Source organism: Chryseobacterium hagamense (assembly GCF_007991455.1).
Taxonomy (GTDB): domain Bacteria; phylum Bacteroidota; class Bacteroidia; order Flavobacteriales; family Weeksellaceae; genus Chryseobacterium; species Chryseobacterium hagamense.
Genome location: NZ_BJYJ01000008.1, coordinates 37,881 through 58,363, shown reverse-complemented (window position 1 = coordinate 58,363; position 20,483 = coordinate 37,881). Strand labels below are relative to the sequence as shown.

Below are 20,483 nucleotides of genomic sequence, written 5' to 3'. Positions count from 1 at the left end.
TAATATAAAGGATAAGAACCAATACTTTTATCCCTTAATCCATTTCCAGATCTCCTTTAACGTCGCTTTGTTTCCATACATTAAAATACCTACCCTGTAAATTTTGCCCGCCAGGAAAATCATGAAAATCGTCGTTCCCAAAAGCAGCACGATCGAAAGGGCAATCTGCCAGGCCGGAACCCCGTAAGGAATTCTTGCGATCATGGCCACCGGCGAAGTAAACGGTATAATGGAAAGCCAGAAGCCTAGAGGACCGTCCGGATTGTTCATAAATGTAAAACTGCCGTACATGCCCACCATTAAAGGTAAAATGGCAAATAAAGTAAACTGCTGGGTTTCGGTTTCGTTATCCACGGCAGAGCCGATCGCGGCATAAATGGAGCTGTAAAAAATGTAACCTAATAAGAAAAACACAATAAATACGAAGATGATCAGCGGGAAATTCAGTTCCAGCAGGCTATGGGAAATCTGGGTTCCCATCTGCAGGATATCGAATTTGCTCATCATAGTCTCACTACCGCCCGGGATATTTTTCGGGATCGATGAAAATCCGGTATTCAGCACCAAAGCCCCGACGACGGACATCGTGATCCAGACCACAAACTGTGTAAGCGCAACCATTGTTACCCCAAGGATTTTTCCCATCATCAGCTCGAAAGGTTTTACCGAAGAAATGATGATTTCCACAACGCGGTTGTTTTTTTCCTCCAGTACGCTTCTCATCACACGTACCCCATAAATGATGATGAACATAAAAGTGACATACATCAGCAGCATGCTCAGCACGCTCTTTACCCCGAAAGCAAGATCCGAATCTTCTTTGTTGTTCTCGGAAACATTAATGGTTTTTAAAGTAAAAGCTTTGTCCAGGTTATCCAGCTGGCTTTCTGCAATGCCCAGTTTTTTGATCTTTTCTTTCTTAATCACTTCATTAATATCCGAAACGATCTTCTGCTTCGTATCAAATCCGATTTTATTGTTGATCACCAGCCTTGTATTGTTTAAAAGCTGTTCATAATTCCCATTCTGCAGTTCCGGAAGAATCAGGATCCCATCCAGCGATTCATTGTTTTTCAGGGTATTCACTTTGGCCTTCTCATCTGCGGCAGGTACAAAAACATAATCGAGTTTGTCCGTAGATTTCAGGTGGTTTTTAAACAGCCCGTTCTTATCTACCACTTCGATAATGCTGTGTGACTCATTTGCCTTGAACATCAGCCCGATGACGCTTCCGAAACCGATGAGTAAGAGGGGCGCCAGCAGTGTCAGTATAACGAAGGATTTTTTCTTCACCTGCGTAAGAAATTCCCTTTTCGTAATTAAAAAAATATGATTCATCTTTAAGAATTGTTGCTTACCGCATTAATAAAAACTTCATTCATGCTCGGGATTTTCTCGTCGAATGACCGTACTTTACCTACATTCACCAGGTCCAGCAGAATACGGTTCTGGTCGGCTTCGTTTCTTAGATCGAAAGAAAGAAGATTGTTCTCATCCGTAAAGTTGAAAATCTCATACCGGTTCCGGAAAGCTTCCAGCTGCGAAGCATCCACATCAGACAAGGTAATCCCGAAAATATTTTTCTTGAATTTTTCACGAACATCGAAAACCCGCCCGTCAATGATTTTTTTAGAGTTATTGATCAATGCCACGTAATCACACATTTCCTCCACACTTTCCATCCGGTGGGTGGATAGGATAATGGTGGTCCCGTTGTTTTTCAGATCGATGATCTGGTCTTTGATCAGATTGGCATTCACAGGATCAAAACCGGAAAACGGTTCGTCCAGGATCAGAAGATGCGGCCTGTGTAGAACCGTTACCACGAACTGGATTTTTTGGGCCATTCCCTTGGAAAGTTCAGACAGTTTCTTTTTCCACCATTGGTCGATATGAAGCTTGTCGAACCATTTTTTAGCTTCCTGCAAAGCATCGTTCTTCTTCATGCCTTTCAGCTCACCGAAGTAAAGAAGCTGGTCGCCGACAGTCATGTTTTTATAGAGACCCCGCTCTTCGGGCATATAGCCGATGTCTTTGATGTGGTCGGGATTAAGGTTTTGTCCGTTGATCCGGATTTCTCCGGAGTCCGCCTGGGTAATCTGATTGATAATGCGGATAAAGGAGGTTTTTCCGGCTCCGTTCGGACCAAGAAGGCCATAGATGCTGCCTTTCGGAACATGAATGCTGAAATCATCCAAAGCTACCTTTTTGCCTGCGTTATAAGTCTTTCTTACGTGTTCAGCTTTTAGCATTAACTTGTTTTTATAATTAGTATAAAAATGTTCCGAAAGTTACGGAATAATTAAGCTAAAAGAAAAAATCCTGATGATTATCAGGATTTAATTTATTGTTTTACAATTTGCGTGACCTTCATTGTATTGTCACTCAAAATATACCGGATCAGGTATTTACCGGGCTTTAATTTTTCAATATTGATCTCGCCGGAATTCATGTTTACCGAATAATTGGCGACCTGGGTTCCCAGAATGGAATAAAAGATCACATTTTTGATCTTCAGATTCTGGTCTTTCGCCTTCATGATAAGGAAGTCCTTGGCAGGATTGGGATAAGCCACCAGCACCCCGTCATCAGCTTTCTGGGAAAATGCAGCCGGCTCTTTTATTTGCGCCTTCATATTGTTGGAAAATCCAACAAAACCGGCCAAAAAGATTAACAAAAGTAAAAGTTTTCTCATCAAATTATAATTTCTTAGGAATATTTGAACAAATCTAATTAATTCTACAATGCTGTGCAATAGTTTTTTATATTAGTTGTAGTAAATTTGTATTAAATTTTGTTCAAAAAGTATTCCAAAATGATACATTCAAGAAATAGAAGGCTTAGGGTAAATGAATCCATGAGAAGCCTGGTAAGGGAATGCACGCTTACCACCAACGATTTTGTAATGCCGGTCTTCGTCATGGAAGGTGAAAATAAAGAAGAGCCGATCCCCTCGATGCCGGGAATTTTCAGGAGAAGCATCGATCTGACAGTAAAGGAATGTAAAGAACTTTTTGCTCTTGGAGTAAAGGCCGTCAACCTCTATATGAAAGTGTCCGATCACCTGAAAGACAATACCGGAAAAGAAGCGTGGAATAAAAACGGACTGATGCAGAATACCATCAGGGCTATTAAAGATGCCGTTCCGGAAATGATTATCATGCCGGATGTGGCGCTGGATCCGTATTCCATTTACGGCCACGACGGAATCATTGAAAACGGGAAAATCGTAAACGATGCCACCAGTGACGCACTTGCCAGAATGTCCGTATCCCATGCGGAGGCGGGAGCTGATATCGTGGCGCCCAGCGATATGATGGACGGAAGGGTTCAGGTGATCCGTGAAGCACTGGAAGACAGTGGATTTACTGATGTCGGGATCTTAAGTTATGCGGCAAAATATGCCAGCTCCTTTTACGGTCCGTTCAGAAGTGCACTGGACAGTGCTCCGAAAGACGACATGGAAATTCCTAAGGATAAAAAGACTTATCAGATGGATTTCCATAATTCCCGCGAAGCACTCAATGAGGTATTCAAGGATATTGAAGAAGGCGCGGATATCATCATGATCAAACCGGGACTTCCTTATCTGGATATCGTCACCAAAGTCCGTGAAGCGATTGACCTGCCGGTAGCGGTTTACAATGTGAGCGGGGAGTATGCGATGGTGAAAGCGGCTGCCCAGAACGGCTGGCTGGATAATGATAAAACCATTATCGAAAGTCTAACCTGCATCAAAAGGGCCGGTGCCGATATGATCTTTACTTATTTTGCGAAGGAAGCAGCGATGATCTTAAACGGGTAGAATTGAATTATGAGTTAAAAATCATGAGTCATAAGTAACTGCTGAATTGTTGTTATCTATAACTCATGATTTATAACTTTTAACTTTTACATGATATTGAATTCTTTCCCTTTGGTAAATTTCGCGGCAAAGGGGGCCTGGTTCCCGGTATATTTTAAGGTGAAATTTTTCTTCGTATCGGTATTTATATGGGCCTGGACCTCAACATTCTGGGTCTGGAAGCTGACCTCGAGATTCACACCGGCTTCTTTTTCTAGGTTAATTTCCACACTGTCCGCATAGAAAAGCGATGTGCTCAGAAAATTAAACTTAATATTTCTCCGGTACGACCTGGATTCATTCTGGGTAAATTCCGAATATTTCCTTAAAATTTCAATACCGGGAGAATCGATATTCGTGATCCTGGATTTTGTGACACCGTTCACCTTCACCGAAAAATCTTTGGCACTGTTGATATCGCCCCGGATTCCGATGTTGAAGAGGGAAGGTAGAGAAAGACCGAATTCGGCCATGTTGTCTTTCGTAAATTCAAAATCCGGGATCAATGCCGGGAATTTCTGTACCGCCATCAGCTGGTTTTTAACGGTTCCCAGTTGGTCTCCCGGAAAAAGATATCCGATCAGGTTGTTGTTCGTCGTCCGCCAGTTTCTGCCGTTCCATTCGTAAATTTCGCAAAGGAGGGTATCGGTGGAAGAGTGCGGAAGCAGGTCCATATCCTGCCATCTGAATACTTCTTTGGCATAAGGCCTTCGGTTGATGATGCTCACCCCGAGATCCAGGGCAAGAAGTTCAGTGAGCTGCTGATTGTTTTCCATAGGAATAAAGTGTTGGTTCCGGATTTAAATTTAATTAAAAATGTTTTGCTGACGGCAAAAAAATCCTGCAAATTAAGATGAAAAGACGGTATTAAAATATCATAAACTTTGTATTCCGGTTTTTAATCTTGAATATCCAATTCAAAAAAACTTTATCTTTGCCCTTATGATTTTACGCGGAGAAAACTTAATCAAAGAATACGGTCCTAAAAAGGTAGTAAAAGGCGTTTCTGTACAGGTTCAGCAGGGAGAGATTGTAGGATTGCTCGGGCCGAACGGTGCCGGGAAAACCACATCCTTTTATATGATTGTGGGATTGGTTAAGCCGACCTCAGGGAAGATTTTTCTCGACAAGCAGGAAATTACGACCGATGCCATGTACCGCAGGGCGCAGAAGGGCATCGGCTACCTTGCACAGGAAGCCTCTGTATTCCGAAAGCTTTCGGTGGAAGAAAACATCATGGGCGTCTTACAGCTGACGAAACTTTCAAAGCGCGAGCAGCAGATGAAATGCGATGAGCTGATCGAAGAATTCTCTTTGCAGCACGTCCGTAAAAACCGCGGAGACCTTTTGTCCGGGGGGGAAAGAAGGAGAACCGAAATTGCAAGGTGTCTGGCTACCGACCCGAGTTTTATTCTTCTTGATGAGCCTTTTGCCGGGGTAGACCCGATCGCCGTGGAAGATATTCAGAAGATCGTCAGAAGCCTTACCGATAAAAACATCGGCATCCTGATTACCGACCACAATGTTCAGCAGACGCTGGCGATTACCAATAAAACCTACATCATGTTTGAAGGAAGGATCCTGAAAGAAGGACTTCCGGAAGAGCTGGCCAACGATCCGCAGGTAAGGGAGGCCTATCTTGGAGAAAATTTCGTCTACCAGAGTATCTTCGATAAACCGAATAAAAAAAGCTATGCCTACAACATCTGGGCAGGGAATTTTGAGTCCAAGACCCAGCTGCAGAATATTGTAGATGAAAACTTTGCACAGTTTGACGACCTGCGATTGATGTACGGTTTTGAAGACATCAGCTTTGCATCGCTGGCAAATTCTGAAATCGAACACATCTTTAACGAAGTTGTGGATAAAAATGCCAACAACGCTTTTGTGTTCCAGAAAAAGGAAATCAATTCCCTTTATTCTCTGGAAGACGCGAAAGCAGAATCCAAAGCGGCAGGCAGGCCGGAACTGCATTACCTCACCACGTATCTGTTTGAAAATTAAAATTCGGAGCATAACTATTGCTTAAAAATAGAATAAAACGTACCTTTTCTCTGCAAAACGGTACGTTTTTTCGTTAAAATCATTTTCTATGGCAAAACCTTTCAACCGGACCCTTACTTTATACGGGATTTATAAGCAATTGGTTCCTTTCATCAGACCCTACCGGCTGATGATTTACGGAACATTGTTTCTGACTTTTCTAGGGGCCCTTGCTGCTCAGGTAAACCCATTGGTACTGAAATATACGGTAGACGAGGTAACGAAGCTGACGCATCTGCCGCATCCGATGTCGCAAGGTATTCATGTACTCGTGATCATCTCCGTTATTTTACTGGGAAAGGAACTATTGAACATCTTCATCAATTTCGGTCAGAAATTTTATGGTGAGAAAATCAGGATCAATGTCAGTTCCGTGTTGGCACAATCGGCGATCGATAAAATCCTGACCTACCGCGTGGCTTACTTCAATGATGAGGACCACGGGTCGGGAAAGCTGCAGATCCGGATCGACCGTGGTATCGAAAGCCTGACCCGGCTGGTGCAGAATTTTTTTATCGATATGTTGCCGCTGTTCTCCAATTCCGTTATTGCCCTGATCATTATGTATCTTCAGAATGTCTACGTAGGGCTTGTTTCCACGATCATTGTCCCGATCTATTTCTATGTGAGCTCCCTGCAGGCGAAAAAGCTCAGCGGGGTACGAAGAACGCTAAGGAACCAGCGTGAACAGAAGACCTCCGGATTATTGAACCTGATCAATTCCATTATGGTGATCAAAAGTTTTGTCCGTGAAAAATTTGAAGGCAAAAAGCAGTACGACCTCCAGATGCAGCTGATGGAGAGCCAGATGTTCACCCGGAAAACGAATTTTATCTATGACGGGCTGAAAACCTTTATCGAACAGTTCGGCGTGGTTTTGATCATCCTGCTGACGGTCTATCTGGTACTGGATCAGCAGATGACCATCGGGGCCATTATGCTCCACATCATGCTGTTCAACAATGTTTCGGCACCGATCCGCCAGCTGCACAGGATTTATGATGATATGAACGATGCAATGATCTATGCGGAAGGCTATTTTGATATTTTAAACGCAGACGATGAGAAAGAACAGAACGGAAATTTCGTTGAAAAAGAAATCAAAGGGAACTTTGAATTAAAAAATATCAATTTTACTTATCCGAACGGGACACAGGCTCTGCATAACGTTTCCATGACCATCGAAAACGGGAAAACAACGGCGCTGGTTGGGCTGAGCGGTGCCGGGAAATCCACCGTCATCAATCTGCTGTGTAAATTTTACCTCCCGGATTCCGGGGAAATCCTGCTGGATCATGTGAATTTAAATGAATATGATAATACCTTTCTCCGGAACGACCTTGGTCTGGTCCTTCAGAAAAACCATATTTTCCAGGGAAGCATTGAAGACAACATCCGCTACGGGAATATGAACGCCTCTTTTGAAGAAATCGAGGAAGCCGCCAAAAAAGCGTATCTTCACGAGCAGATCCTGGAGCTGCCGGACGGCTACCGGCACGATGCCACCCAGCTTTCCGGTGGACAGCAGCAGAGAATCGCCATTGCCCGGCTGTTTCTGAAAGATCCGCCGATTATTTTCCTGGATGAGCCTACGGCAAGCCTTGACGCCATTGCTACGGAACAGATCAAAAATTCCCTGGATGCGATCAAAGAAGGCCGGACGGTAATCATTATTTCGCATTCGCTGTCGCAGATCCTGGATGCGGATACCATTTATGTAATGAAAAAAGGCAGGGTCGTGGAAAACGGGACCCATGACGAACTGGTGCAGATCAACGGGACCTACCGTGAAATCTTTGATGCCTCCGCAAGAAGTTTAAACCTGGATAAATTGGTAAATAGCCTGAAAATGTAACAGTAAATTAGTGTAACAATGTAACAATGTAACAGTTTATCAGTGAATTAATGGAACGATGGAACAATGGAACGATGGATTAATAGAAAAAATGTGATAATGGATCAGTTTAATGATTATAGTGCATTCGTTTACAGGTCATTGCTCATTGCTGATCACTCATCACTCATCATTTATGACTTATAACTTATCACTTATCAAGCATCATTCATAAAAAATGAACGACCATTACCTTAAGAAACTCGACCGGGTGACCGCCATTCTGACGCAGTTGCAATCGAAGCCTGTGGTGCGGGCGCAGGATCTGGCCAAAAAATTCGAGGTGAGCGTCCGGACGATTTACCGCGATGTAAAGACCCTGGAAAATGCAGGGATTCCCATTATCGGAGAAGCCGGAAGCGGCTATTCCCTGATGGATGGATACAAACTTCCGCCGGTAATGTTTACGAAAGAAGAAGTTTTGAGTTTTATTACGGCAGAAAAACTGATGCAGAAGTTCCTGCATGAAAGTCTGGGTCAGCATTACCGGAATGCGATGGAAAAGGTACGTTCCGTGCTGAAATATTCGGATAAAAACCTGATTGAGAATATTGAAAAACAGATTGACGTTTTTAATTATCATCCCAAAACAGAAGATAAGATCCGGAACATCATCCCGATCATCCTCGAAAGCATTGCCGAGAAAAAACAGCTGACCCTGGAATACGAAACCGTAGACGCCAGGGTTTCGACGAGGACCATTGAAGTGGTGGGCGTCTTCTTCGAGTTCAATTACTGGTACATCATGGCTTTCTGTACGTTGCGGAATGATTTCCGCCAGTTCCGGGTAGACCGGATCCTTAAGATTTTTAAAACCCAGAATCCTTTTTTACAGGAATACGGGCAGATCAACGATTACCGCCAGGCTCCGAACGGGAATAAAACCAGGGTCAGGCTCCTGGTAGAAAAGAGGATCATCGGCCATCTGGTCAATTCCAAAAAATATTACGGACTGGTAGAAGAGATCGAGCGGGAAGACGGATACGAGCTGATCTTCGAAACCGAATGGATCACAGAAGGATTCCCGCGCTGGCTGGTGACCTTTGCCGATTATGCGGAAGTACTGGAACCGGAATTCCTGAAAGACAGCCTACGGGATTTAATTAAAAATATTTTAAAGAAATACTGAAAATAATTTAACCATTTATATAAAAGATTATGAAGTTTTGGACGCGTTTGTTTTTAATCGGTGCTATGATGTGCTCAACGGCGGTTTCAGCCTGTTCGGCATTTCTGCTGAAAGGGAAAGGGTATTGTGTGGTCGGTTTTAATGAAAACTGGAAAACCATGCCCGGAATGATTGTCGTGAACAAACGGGATATCCTGAAAAGGAACATCAGCTGGGAAAACCTCACGACCGATCAGTCGGGATATGAAAAACAGTGGAAATCAAAGTATGGGTCGGTGACGTTCAACCTGCTGGGATACGATTTCCCTTGCTATGGCGTCAACGAAAAAGGGCTGTTTCTGGTGGAGCTTTATCTTGAAGAAACGTCCAAGGTAAAACATCCTTCACAACCCGATATGTTCTGGGCCCAGTGGATCCAGTATCAGCTGGACCATTACCGATCGGTAAAAGAAGTGGTGGATCACCTGAATTCCGGTCCGAATATCGACTGGTGGCCGAACGCGGCAGGCAGCCATTTCTTCTTAAGCGACGCACAGGGAAATACGGCAACGATTGCTTTGCTGAATGGGAAATATAAAGTATTGACCGATAAGGAAATGCCGATGCCCCTTCTCTGTAATAACCGATATGAAAAGGATCTTGCGAACGTTGAGAAATTTGATTTTCTGGGAGGAAATGAAAAGTTTGATTTTACCCAACAGGGAAAATGGGAAGACCGGTACAATCGTGCCTATTACATGCTGAAAAATTATCAGTACGACCAGAAGCCGGTGGCTTATGCCTGGAATGTCCTGAATTCCGTTCATGCCGGTGAGTGGCAGACCGTGATCGATCTTAAGAAAATGAATTTATCGTTCCGCTCCGATCTTAAGAAAGAGATCAAAACCATCGACCTGAAAAAGCTGGATTTCTCCGTCCGATCACCGGTAAAATTCCTGGACATCCACACGGAAAGCCTTGGTGAAGTCAATAAAAACTTTGAAGTGCTTACTTTACGGAAAAATAACGAATATGTGGAAAAAGGTTTTCCCATCGGTTATGATAACAAAGATTTCGGGACTTCGGAAACCTTTACGAAGCTGAAAGAGAATATCATCAGGTTCTTTAAAAATATTCTTCCGGGTTAAAAAATGACAAAAGCTTTCAGGATTCCTGGAAGCTTTTGTATTTAAATGACTTTGGTTAGATGATCAGCTGTTTGTATTGCCCTTGTTACAGCACCGGAAAACGCTCCCAGAAGAATGGCGGCTCGATGCCTAAAGCTCTCAGGTATGTATAGCCCTGTCCGCGGTGATGCACTTCATTATCAATAAAATATAAAATGTTCTGGTACACCGGGAACTCATACTGTCCGAACAGGTTGAAGCTTTCCTGAAAACGCTCTTCTGAGATTTGGGCGAAATACCGGTTGATGGTTTCCGTCTCCTCATCCCATCTTTTCAGCAGCTCCTCTTTGGTTTTGGGATTAAATTTTTCATGGTCGTAAGCCTCCATCCTGCTTTCTACGATTCCCTTGGTTCCGGGTCCGGCAATGCTGATCAGTTCGACCGCCAGCCTGGCAAATGGCCGCATGCCGCCGATTGAAAATTCGAAAAGTTCCTTTTCGGGGAATGCATCAATAACTCTTCTCGTCAGGTTGCGGTGTCCCTGCCAGTGTTCTAAAATCTGTCCGGCGGTGATGAATTGTTTCGTGTTCGTTGCTGTTGTTGTCATAATTTTCAATATGGTTTATTTTGATTGATACAAAGGTAAAACAGGATAATGACAACAGCTTGTCAGTAGGATTTTCGGGATAAAATTATTTTTAATTCTTTAAAATAATTATAGTCATTTTCCCGTTAAATAACCATACTTAAGCAATGTTAGGTAGATAAATAATTTGAAAGTGGCCGGCCTCCAGGGGACCGGTCATCTTTTATCTCACGCAGATTTTGCATATTCTTTTAATCTTTAATTAGTTTCCGCTTCGCTTGTCGTCCCGTAGGGATCTAAACATAGTATTAGAGAAAAGCATGGAAGATTCGCGTCGGTATTCCGAAGGAAATCAAAGGTTAGACATAGTCAATGACAAACTCTGTGTTCAACCATAAGGTACCATCATCAAAACTTCTTTCCAAAATTTGCCGCCTTTGGTTTAATAAAGTAATTTCGTATTATGAAAATTTATACGAAAACAGGGGATAAGGGACAGACCGCCCTTTACGGGGGAACAAGAGTTTCAAAAGCCAGCGCAAGAGTAGACAGTTACGGGAATATCGATGAGCTGAATTCATTCATCGGGATTGCCAAAAGCCATATTGAAGATGAAGAAGTTTTAAGACAATTAAAAAAGATCCAGTTCGATTTATTTACCGTGGGTTCCGAAGCGGCGACTCCGGTTGACAAACTGATGCTCGCAAACGGGAAATCCAGGCTGCCGCTGGTGATTTCAGAGGTTGAAATTGAAGATCTGGAACACTGGATGGATGCTTTTGACGAAAAGGTGGAACCGCTGCAGTATTTTATTCTTCCGGGAGGCGGAAAGGCAGCTACTTTCCTGCATGCAGCCCGGACGATCTGCAGAAGGGCAGAACGCTCATTGGTATTCTTAAATGAGTCTGAAGAGGTCCGCCCGGAGCTGATTAAATACCTGAACCGGCTTTCGGATTACCTGTTTGTGCTGGCCAGATACATTTCAAAAATCAATAACGAAACTGAAGAATACTGGAACCCGAATGAAAGATAAAGTATTGCTTTTCATCAACGGAGATGCCCCGGCCTCTTTCCCTGATCCTGAACAATATGGCCTGATTGCCTGTACTGACGGGGCCTTTCATTATCTGAAAAAACTGGGTTTTCCATTGGACAGGCTGGACTTTATTTCCGGTGATTTCGATTCGCATCCGGGAAAAGAAAATGGGATCTATGAAGAGAAATTCATTTACACCCCGGATCAGGATAAAACCGATTTCCGGAAAGCACTGGAGATTATCGAAGAAAGGAATTTTCGAAAGATCGATGTGCTGGGCGGAAGCGGGGGCGAACAGGATCATTTTTTAGGAAACCTCACCGTGGCTTTCGGATACAGAGACCGGCTCGATATTAAATTTTACGACGAATTTTCTGAATATTATTTTATCCCGGGAAATTTCACGATCCGAAATGTAAAACATAAAATGATTTCCCTGTATCCTTTTCCTTCTGCTGAAAATATTACAACCCATGGACTGAACTGGCCGCTGACTAAGGGAAATTTAAGCATTACTTCCCAAATAGGAACCCGGAATTTCGCAGTAGAAGATGCGGTTTCCATCGAATACGAAAAAGGCGATCTGCTGATTTTCATCGGGAAAAATTATTTGTAATATTGGTAAGAACGGGCCTTAGGCCGTTTATACAAAATAAAGCAGCATCGGCTTTAACCAAAACCTGAATACTCACAACTCATTTATCCATAAAATTATGAACTTATGCTCATTTGCTGAGTGAAACGCCTTCGAACGAAAAATATACTCAATATTGTAAAGAATCCTTGCGAACCATTGCGTTAAAAATTCAAGCCCATTTATCCAAACCTTAATACCCGCAACCATCTGCGGAAATCCATAGTTAAATAAATATGAAATCCCTATTAAAAATACCTTTCCTCCTGCTTGTATTCATCAGTGCTTTCTCCTGCAGAACACCATCTCTTTCCGCACCGGAATACGGAAAAATGCCAGCATTACCGGAAATGGATATTAAAAAAGTCTACAACTTCCGGCCGGTCGGAAATATCAAGAACAGGGAAGGAAAAACATTAAAAGAAGGAAGGTTATACAGAAGCGGCCATCTTTTTAAACTGGAAAGCAGGTATTTCGAGACTGTGGAAAATCTGGGAATACGGGAAATCATCGACCTTCGGAATTCAAAGGAAATCGCCCGGAAGCCGGACCATCTTCCTGAAGGGATCGTCTATAAAAATGAGTCGGCATTTGAGGATGAAGGCGACCAGCTGGACCAGGCCAGGAAACTGGTGCTGAAAGGGAAAGTAAAGGGTGACGATGCCGAAAAAAGGATGCTGGATTTTTACAGGAATTATGTGACGGAACATCCTGAAGTCATCCGGAAAATCGTTACTGAAATTCTGGAATCCGATACGCCGGTTTTATACCACTGCACAGCCGGGAAAGACCGGACGGGAATTATTACGGCACTGGTTCTTACGGTACTCAGATTCGATCAGGAAACCATTGTTAACGATTATCTCTTATCAAACAATTACAGGCAAAAGCTGGTGGACAAGCGTCTCAGGCTGGCCAGGAGTTTCCATTTCATTTATCCTAAACTGGACATCGGCGTACTGGAAAAACTGAGCTGGGTGGAGCGGGCTTATCTGGATGCCGCTTTTAATGAAATCCATAAGGAATACGGCTCAACCGACCGATATGTTCAAGAGGTACTGGGAATATCTGAAGAGAAAAGGGAAGAATACATCCGGAAGTTTACAGATTGATAATTAAAGGTCTTTTTCGATGATGAAACTGTTCAAAATTTATAATAATTTTAACGTTCAAAAACCAAACTTTTTTAGCAATTTTGCATTCTTAATTCACTTGTTTAGAAATGAAAATAAAGTACTCGGAACTTATTGATCAGACGTTGTATTTCCCTACGGAGGAATTCAATGTTTCTGAGAACAATTTGTTGTTCCACGACATCCCGTTGATGGACGTAGTGGAAAAATTCGGCACGCCGCTAAAGATCAGCTACCTGCCGAGAATTTCTCAGAACATCCAGAAGGCGAAGAGCTGGTTTAAGGAAGCGTTTGAGAAAACCGAATATAAGAAGAATTACACGTATTGCTACTGCACGAAATCAAGTCATTTCAAATTTGTACTTGAAGAGGCACTGAAAAACGATATCTCTATAGAAACTTCTTCAGCGTATGATATGGATATCGTGAAATCGCTTTATACCGAAGGGAAAGTAACGAAAGATATCGAAGTCATCTGCAACGGTTTCAAAACAGATGATTACCTGGCGAAAATCTCAGAAATGATCAACAGCGGTTTCGAGAACATTACGCCGATCCTGGACAATTACCGCGAGCTGGACAAGCTGACGGAAAGCATCGATACCACTTTTGATATCGGAATCCGGATCGCTTCCGAGGAAGAACCGAAATTCGAGTTTTATACCTCAAGGTTAGGAATCGGGTATAAGGACATCATCCCGTATTACAGCCAGAAAATTGCCGAGCACCCGAATGCAAGGCTGAAGATGCTCCATTTCTTCATCAACACCGGGATCAAGGATACGGCTTACTACTGGAACGAATTGTATAAGTGTCTCCGGGTTTATGCCCGTCTGAAGAAGATTGCTCCGGAAGTAAATTCACTGAACATCGGCGGAGGATTCCCGATCAAAACCTCTTTGCAGTTCGATTACGATTACCAGTACATGGTGGAGGAAATTGTTTCCCAGATCAAAAAATTCTGTGAAGAAGAAGGGGTGGAGGAACCGAATATCTATACCGAATTCGGAAGTTTCACCGTAGGAGAGAGCGGTGCAAACATTTACAAGATTATTTCCCAGAAACGCCAGAACGACAGGGAAAAGTGGAATATGATCGATTCTTCTTTCATGACGACGCTTCCCGATACCTGGGCGATTTCCAGGCACTTCATCATGCTTCCCCTGAACCGTTGGGAAGATACCTATGAGAGGGTTTTCCTGGGCGGACTGACCTGCGATTCGGATGATTATTACAATTCCGAGCAGCATACGAACGCCATTTACCTTCCTGTTTTCAGCGATACCAAGCCTTTGTACATCGGGTTTTTCCATACCGGCGCGTATCAGGAAATGATCGGCGGTTATGGCGGAGTGCACCATTGCCTGATGCCTCAGCCGAGACACATCCTGATCCAGAAAGATGAAAACGGTGACCTCCAGTATGAGATTTTCCGCGAAAAACAGGAACCGGAAGATATACTCAAAATCTTAGGATATCAGTAAGAATCTGATCTTAGGTATCAATAGAAACGGACTTTAATCCGTTTTTAAAACCGAAAATTCAATTCGGCTTTAGCCAAAACTTATACAAGAGGCTGTCCAGATTTTGGACAGCCTGTTTTATTTTGTGGAGTTCAAAACCGATAAGGTTTGGAGCCTGTTTAAAATTTTAATTCATCAAACTTTCCGTCATTTCTCTTAATTTTCTGAATTAAATAAACTTTGTTTATTCTTCACTTTAATACGATGATTTCAATTGACTTAATTGAATATTGCCGGGCAACCGACATATTGATTTTTTAAGCTAAAATGCCTTAAATTCTTAATGTTAAAATATAAAAGGTAAATTTAAACAGGCTCTTAGTCGAAATACTGCGAAATTTTATCAATCTCCAGATCCGAATAATCGGAAACTACCGTGTCGGCCAGGGTATAATCCTGGTTTTTGGAATGCGCGCTCCGGTACGCAGCGCAGAAAATTTCCGCCCGGTGTGCAGCCAGGATGCCGTTGGTGGAATCTTCGATCACCATGCAGTTCTCCACAGGTTCCCCGGCCATTCCGGCGGCCAGCAGGAAAACTTCGGGATGCGGCTTGGATTCCTTCAGGTCGGCCCCGCTGATTTTACCCATGAAATACGGTTCCAGCTCAAACTTTTCAAAAACCATATTGATGGTGGTCATCGTTGCGGAAGAGGCCAGGATCAGTTTGATGCCGTTGTCGTAATAATGCAGGATCAGATCTTTCACGCCAGTGATGAGGTCGAAATCCCCGTCATGGTAGAAATATTCTTTAAAGTAATTTCTCTTGGTTTCCGCAATTTCTTCAAAGGTCTGCTTCAGGTTGAAGGTCTCAATGAGTGTGTCGCAGACCCTTTTCGTGGAAGCGCCTGTGAACGAAGTGTATAAATCTTCGGAGACATCGATTCCCAGATCGTTGAAAGTTTTGAAATAGGCTTTTCTGTGCAGCGGTTCCGTATCCACAATCACGCCATCCATATCGAACAGCACAGCTTTTAAAGGCATATCTGAATTTTTTTTACTAAAATACTAAACCTTTCAGAATTACCGAAAGCATTCTGCTATTACTTTTGCATTTCCAGGATCCAGCCGCTTATGTTATCCAGCGCAACAGGGGAGATCGTCTGTTCGATTTCCGCATATTCGGTAAAGGCTCCGGTCTTGGCTTCCTGGAAAAGATGGTTGAGGCCGGACAGCTCCTGCGTCTTAAAGTCAGGATTACCGGCTTTTTTCAGGGATTGGCTGATGGCCTGCAGGTTTTCTTTCGAAGGAACCTGGAAATCCAGGCTTCCGTTGAGGGCGAGCACCGGTATTTTCACTTTCGAGAGGTAGAGGTCCGGATTAAATTTGATGAAATACCGGAACCATGCACCGGAAGTCTGTTGCTGAATATTCTGAACGGCCGTTTCGTTCATCTGGCCTGCAAAATTTTTGGTTAAAAACTGCTGAAGGTCTTTTTCATAATCGTTTCCGGAATAGTTCTTGATAAAACGGTAAATCTCGGAATTGGCTTTTTTGCTTTGACTGATCTGATCATCACTCTGCCCCATCAGTTTTGCGGCCCGCTCATTTTGTTGGATCAGCAGCTGATCGATCGGTGTTCCGGGAGCTGCCATCAGTACCAGGAATTTTACATTCTTGTTCATGGTGGCTACCACCGGCGCAATCATTCCGCCTTCCGAATGTCCGAGCAGCCCGATGTTTTTATACCCTTTGGAAACGAGATATTCAACTGCCGTGTTGATGTCCGTAGCAAAATTATAGGAGGTGTCGTTTGCCGTTCCTTTTGAAGAACCGCCGGTGCCGCGGTCGTCAATCCGTAAAGTGGCGATTCCTTTCTTTGCGAAATTATCGGCGATCACGGCAAAAGGTTTATGCTCGAAAAGTTCCTCATCCCGGTTCTGGATTCCGGAACCTGTGATCAGGACCAAAATCGGTCTGTTTTTATCAAAGTTTTCAGGCTGGGCGATGGTTCCGGCCAAGGTGTTTTTGTCTGCCGGATTTTGGAAGGTAACGTCTTCGGTATAATAAGCAAACGGTGGTTTCGGGGTCTGCGGACGGTTAAGGGCTGATCTGTTTCCTGTATTTGGAGTAAAGGTCAGCGGCAGCTGCATCCCGTTCTGGGAAAAAGTTCCTTCGATTTTTCCGTTGGCCAGTTTTCCTTTATAATTGGCACCCAGCATTTTCTGTTCAAAGGAAAGCTCATTGTTCACAAAATCCGTTTTATCGACGGGAATATCTTTGGCTCCCTGTTTCGGACTGTCCATGGTGGAAGAGTAAAGGCTTCCGTTCTTTTTGATGTTTAAAATGAGGGGAAGTTTCATGCCCTGGAATTCAAGTTCGCCTTTCCAGGACCCTTCGATGGTCTGTGCCTGAAGAAAAGAGAAGAATAAAAGGGCAGCAAGTACAAATACGGTCTTTGTTTTCATGGATTATAGGGATATTAAAAGTTTGGAAAGAATTTCAGCAATGATCAGGGCAACAGCAAAACCTGCAAAATGCGGCCACTTTTTGGCATTGACGGAAGTTCTGAAACCATTCACCAAAAGGGTAATATAATAAGCCGTAAGGGCAAGCAACAGTATGCTGATGATAAAAAGCAGCATAAGATCCAGAGATTGAAAGTTCAGATGCTGAAGGTCACCCTGGTGGCTGATGATTTCATCTTCTACTTTTTTCAGTACGGGCAGGGCAGTGATCAGCGCACTGATGTACTGCGGGAACCGGGACACCATGGAGGTGTTAAGAATATCAACTGCCCTTGTCTTCCGGTTGATCAGTTTGCCCAGGATGAAAAGCACAAGAAAAATACAGGCTATATTTATGCCGTTTTCTTTCAGCCCCGTTAAAAAATCGGTTTCGTACTGGTGTACATCCAGGACGCCGTCAAAGGTGACATTAAAAAGAGAGCCTACGAAAGAGCCTGCCAGGGTGATCAGGATACCGGATACCAGAAGCTGCTTTTCGCTGTAAATTCCGAAAGGGTTAAAGAGGAGTTTCCAGTTCATGGGTTATTTTTTAAGGGTTTCAATTTTCGTGATCAGGTCATCCATTTTATTCCGCATGGTAGGATAGGAGAGCCCCGCCTGCTTCGCCATCTCTTTGATGCTGCCGCTTGACAGGAAGAAATTCAAAATAAATTCCTGCTCTTCACGGCCCAGCTGCAGGTACAAAGGAAGCTCATAATTGCCGTTAACCGTCGTTTCACAATGGCTGCATTTCATCTGGCTGACCTGCAGAGCCGATTCACAACTTGGACAGACTATAGGAAGTTTCATCGCTGATAATTTATACAAAAGTAAAAATTATTTTAATAAAGTTAAATTTAATTTTAATAAAATTAAAATAATATCCAATTGAGCACTCTTTTGTTTATCTTCATTAACCATTAACCATTAACCATTAACCATTAACCATTAACCATTAAAACTAACTCATCGCTTATTATCGATTACCCATCTCCAAACTTCTTCGTATCTTTGCCGAAATCATTTAATTCTACACGAAACATGAAGACATACGCAGGAATTCCTGAAGAAAATGCATCATTGGAAAATTCGAAAGTAATGCTGGTTACCGTTCCTTACGACGGGACCTCAACCTGGGGGAAAGGGGCCGACAAAGGTCCGGAACTGTTCCTGGATGCTTCCGAAAACATGGAACTTTACGACATCGAAACACAGACGGAACCTTACCTGGAAGGAGTATATTTAGCCGGAGAGATTTCTGAAAATTCAACACCGGAAGCCATGACGGAAGCCGTTTACCAAAAGACAAAAGAATTGCTGGATAATGAAGGGAAATTATTCACGCTTTTCGGGGGTGAGCATTCCGTTTCCATCGGTTCGATCCGTGCGGTAGGGGAGAAGTTTGAGAACTTAACCGTTCTTCAGCTGGATGCGCATACCGATCTCCGTCCGGAATTCCACGGTTCTACGTCCAACCATGCGTGTGCGGTTTTTGAGGCCAGTCAGAAGCACAACCTGGTGCAGGTGGGAATCCGTTCCATGGATGCTGAAGAAGCGCAGTACCTGCCGGAAGGAAGGGTATTCTTTGCCCATGAAATTGCCAACAACGAAAACTGGGTCAATGACGTATTGGAGAAAGTTTCAGGAAATGTGTACATCACCATCGACCTTGATGCTTTCGACCCTTCGCTTTGTCCGTCAACGGGAACTCCGGAGCCGGGCGGTTTGCAGTGGTACCCGACACTGGAACTCCTGAGAAAAGTATTTGAAAAATGCAACGTGGTGGCATTTGATATTGTGGAACTGATGGATTCTCCGATGGCTAAGCCAAGTGCGTTTTTAGCGGCGAAGCTGTATTACAAAATGCTGGCGTACTACCATATCTATAACAACAACTAAATTCCGCAGGAAACGGATTTTTTCTGCCGCCCGTTCTTCGGAAATTTGTGAGGTAAAATAAACGTATATGTCCACACAAAATCAGATCGATTACGAAAGAATTGCCAAAGCGATAGACTATATCCGGAGCAATTTCAGGCTTCAGCCGGGTTTGGAGGAAGTGGCGGAAGAAATCAGTTTGAGTCCGGCCCATTTTCAGAAGATGTTTTCCGACTGGGCGGGAACCAGCCCGAAGAAATTTTTGCAGTTCATCAGTCTTGAGCATGCAAAAAGCTTACTGAAGGAAGAGAAAGCGAGTTTGTTTGATACGGCTTACGAGACGGGACTTTCGAGCACGAGCCGGTTGCACGACCTGTTTGTGAAAATCGAAGGGATGTCTCCGGCAGAATATAAAAACGGAGGAAAAAGCCTTAGAATCAGTTACAGCTTTTCCGGGAGTCCTTTCGGAAATGTGATTGCAGCCTCCACGGAAAAAGGGATCTGTTACCTGGCTTTTGAGAACGATAAAACCAAAGCATTGGGAGATTTACAGGCTAAATTTCCCAATGCTTCTTTTTTTGAAAAACAGGATGATTTTCAGAAAAATGCCTTGTCGATTTTCAGTAAAGACTGGTCCGAACTGAAGACCATCAAGCTCCATCTGAAAGGCACGGATTTCCAGCTGAAGGTCTGGGAGAGCCTGCTCACAATTCCAATGGGAAAGCTTTCCACTTACGGTCAGTTGGCCGGGCAGATCGGACATACCAAAGCGTCTAGAGCGGTGGGAACCGCCATCGGGAGCAATCCGGTCGCTTTCCTGATTCCCTGCCACCGCGTAATCCAGTCTTCCGGTAAAATCGGGGGCTATATGTGGGGAACCGAAAGAAAGCAACTGATGATCGGATGGGAGAGTTCCAGGGTTTATGCTGATTTTAAACACAAATAGCACAAATTTTTGCACGAATAAATACAACCGTTTAAATAGCTTTTAAAAATGAATTTTGATTAAAATCATTTTAGGTAGAACTCTACTTCGGTGTAATCTGAACTTATTTATTGTATTTTAACATGAATTCAGTTTTATATGTTTTATATTCAGTTGTTTAATTAATTAAAAAATAAAATTTAATGTTAATTCAGTCAGGATTTTAAGTGGAAATCTTCCTGTAAGAATGAATAAATGATTCAAGATTCTGACAGGATTCTATCCTATGGAAATCCCTTCGGGACTTT

General features: G+C 43.3%; 19 protein-coding genes and 1 pseudogene. 11 read left to right on the top strand and 9 right to left on the bottom strand.

Annotation, left to right across the window (positions count from 1 at the left end):
* Window positions 1–27: 27 nt before the first annotated feature.
* The 3 genes from CHA01nite_RS09405 to CHA01nite_RS09395 form a co-directional block, all read right to left on the bottom strand.
* Window positions 28–1,338, bottom strand: coding sequence for an ABC transporter permease (locus CHA01nite_RS09405; RefSeq protein ID WP_146941062.1), 1,311 nt, complete (start codon window positions 1,336–1,338; stop codon window positions 28–30).
* Between the two features lie 2 nt (window positions 1,339–1,340).
* Window positions 1,341–2,252 (bottom strand): ABC transporter ATP-binding protein, encoded by a 912-nt coding sequence (locus tag CHA01nite_RS09400; protein WP_146941061.1) that lies wholly within the window; start codon window positions 2,250–2,252, stop codon window positions 1,341–1,343.
* A 92-nt stretch (window positions 2,253–2,344) separates the two neighbouring features.
* Window positions 2,345–2,695 (bottom strand): T9SS type A sorting domain-containing protein, encoded by a 351-nt coding sequence (locus tag CHA01nite_RS09395; protein WP_146941060.1) that lies wholly within the window; start codon window positions 2,693–2,695, stop codon window positions 2,345–2,347.
* 120 nt (window positions 2,696–2,815) lie between these two features.
* Between CHA01nite_RS09395 and hemB the strand changes: the two genes are divergently transcribed.
* Window positions 2,816–3,805: a porphobilinogen synthase gene (gene hemB, locus CHA01nite_RS09390; protein WP_146941059.1), complete on the top strand. Its 990-nt coding sequence runs from the start codon at window positions 2,816–2,818 to the stop codon at window positions 3,803–3,805.
* A gap of 86 nt (window positions 3,806–3,891) precedes the next feature.
* Here the strand turns inward: hemB and CHA01nite_RS09385 are convergent, their stop codons facing one another.
* On the bottom strand, window positions 3,892–4,620 hold the full coding sequence (locus tag CHA01nite_RS09385; RefSeq protein ID WP_146941058.1) for a hypothetical protein: 729 nt from the start codon (window positions 4,618–4,620) through the stop codon (window positions 3,892–3,894).
* Between the two features lie 166 nt (window positions 4,621–4,786).
* Between CHA01nite_RS09385 and lptB the strand changes: the two are divergent.
* The 4 genes and pseudogenes from lptB to CHA01nite_RS09365 all read left to right on the top strand — a co-directional run.
* Window positions 4,787–5,512, top strand: a pseudogene (gene lptB, locus CHA01nite_RS09380) (LPS export ABC transporter ATP-binding protein); the annotation flags it as partial.
* Between the two features lie 505 nt (window positions 5,513–6,017).
* Window positions 6,018–7,742, top strand: a complete 1,725-nt coding sequence (locus CHA01nite_RS09375) for an ABC transporter ATP-binding protein (RefSeq protein WP_146941181.1) — start codon at window positions 6,018–6,020, stop codon at window positions 7,740–7,742.
* 217 nt (window positions 7,743–7,959) lie between these two features.
* Complete coding sequence (locus tag CHA01nite_RS09370; RefSeq protein ID WP_146941056.1) at window positions 7,960–8,910, top strand: helix-turn-helix transcriptional regulator; 951 nt, start codon at window positions 7,960–7,962, stop codon at window positions 8,908–8,910.
* A 29-nt stretch (window positions 8,911–8,939) separates the two neighbouring features.
* Entirely contained in the window at window positions 8,940–10,037 is a 1,098-nt protein-coding gene (locus CHA01nite_RS09365) for a linear amide C-N hydrolase (protein ID WP_146941055.1), read from the top strand.
* Between the two features lie 85 nt (window positions 10,038–10,122).
* Here CHA01nite_RS09365 and CHA01nite_RS09360 read toward each other — a convergent pair whose 3' ends face one another.
* Window positions 10,123–10,623: a DinB family protein gene (locus CHA01nite_RS09360; RefSeq protein WP_146941054.1), complete on the bottom strand. Its 501-nt coding sequence runs from the start codon at window positions 10,621–10,623 to the stop codon at window positions 10,123–10,125.
* Between the two features lie 442 nt (window positions 10,624–11,065).
* Between CHA01nite_RS09360 and CHA01nite_RS09355 the strand changes: the two genes are divergently transcribed.
* The 4 genes from CHA01nite_RS09355 to CHA01nite_RS09340 all read left to right on the top strand — a co-directional run bounded on the left by CHA01nite_RS09355 (window position 11,066) and on the right by CHA01nite_RS09340 (window position 14,889).
* Window positions 11,066–11,635 carry a cob(I)yrinic acid a,c-diamide adenosyltransferase gene (locus tag CHA01nite_RS09355; protein ID WP_146941053.1) on the top strand — a complete coding sequence of 190 codons (570 nt, stop codon included), beginning with the start codon at window positions 11,066–11,068 and terminating at the stop codon, window positions 11,633–11,635.
* Complete coding sequence (locus tag CHA01nite_RS09350) at window positions 11,625–12,254, top strand: thiamine diphosphokinase (RefSeq protein WP_146941052.1); 630 nt, start codon at window positions 11,625–11,627, stop codon at window positions 12,252–12,254. Before CHA01nite_RS09355 ends, CHA01nite_RS09350 begins: the two co-directional genes overlap by 11 nt.
* Before the next feature lie 254 nt (window positions 12,255–12,508).
* On the top strand, window positions 12,509–13,384 hold the full coding sequence (locus tag CHA01nite_RS09345; RefSeq protein WP_146941051.1) for a tyrosine-protein phosphatase: 876 nt from the start codon (window positions 12,509–12,511) through the stop codon (window positions 13,382–13,384).
* Window positions 13,385–13,494: 110 nt separating this feature from the next.
* The gene (locus tag CHA01nite_RS09340) at window positions 13,495–14,889 is read left to right on the top strand and encodes a type III PLP-dependent enzyme domain-containing protein (protein ID WP_146941050.1); all 1,395 of its coding nucleotides are present in this window, start codon (window positions 13,495–13,497) and stop codon (window positions 14,887–14,889) included.
* A gap of 357 nt (window positions 14,890–15,246) precedes the next feature.
* Here CHA01nite_RS09340 and CHA01nite_RS09335 read toward each other — a convergent pair whose 3' ends face one another.
* Genes CHA01nite_RS09335 through CHA01nite_RS09320 form a run of 4 tightly spaced genes read right to left on the bottom strand, consistent with a single transcriptional unit; the run spans window position 15,247 to window position 18,182 of the window.
* Window positions 15,247–15,909 (bottom strand): HAD family hydrolase, encoded by a 663-nt coding sequence (locus CHA01nite_RS09335; RefSeq protein ID WP_146941049.1) that lies wholly within the window; start codon window positions 15,907–15,909, stop codon window positions 15,247–15,249.
* Window positions 15,910–15,968: 59 nt separating this feature from the next.
* Complete coding sequence (locus CHA01nite_RS09330; RefSeq protein ID WP_146941048.1) at window positions 15,969–17,333, bottom strand: alpha/beta hydrolase family protein; 1,365 nt, start codon at window positions 17,331–17,333, stop codon at window positions 15,969–15,971.
* A gap of 3 nt (window positions 17,334–17,336) precedes the next feature.
* Window positions 17,337–17,912: a YIP1 family protein gene (locus tag CHA01nite_RS09325; protein WP_146941047.1), complete on the bottom strand. Its 576-nt coding sequence runs from the start codon at window positions 17,910–17,912 to the stop codon at window positions 17,337–17,339.
* 3 nt (window positions 17,913–17,915) lie between these two features.
* Complete coding sequence (locus tag CHA01nite_RS09320; RefSeq protein ID WP_146941046.1) at window positions 17,916–18,182, bottom strand: DUF2089 family protein; 267 nt, start codon at window positions 18,180–18,182, stop codon at window positions 17,916–17,918.
* Window positions 18,183–18,413: 231 nt separating this feature from the next.
* Here CHA01nite_RS09320 and speB point away from each other — a divergent pair, with 231 nt between their 5' ends.
* Both speB and CHA01nite_RS09310 read left to right on the top strand, forming a co-directional pair.
* On the top strand, window positions 18,414–19,271 hold the full coding sequence (gene speB / locus CHA01nite_RS09315) for an agmatinase (protein ID WP_146941045.1): 858 nt from the start codon (window positions 18,414–18,416) through the stop codon (window positions 19,269–19,271).
* A 67-nt stretch (window positions 19,272–19,338) separates the two neighbouring features.
* Window positions 19,339–20,196 carry a bifunctional helix-turn-helix domain-containing protein/methylated-DNA--[protein]-cysteine S-methyltransferase gene (locus CHA01nite_RS09310; RefSeq protein ID WP_146941044.1) on the top strand — a complete coding sequence of 286 codons (858 nt, stop codon included), beginning with the start codon at window positions 19,339–19,341 and terminating at the stop codon, window positions 20,194–20,196.
* The last annotated feature ends 287 nt before the right edge of the window (window positions 20,197–20,483 follow it).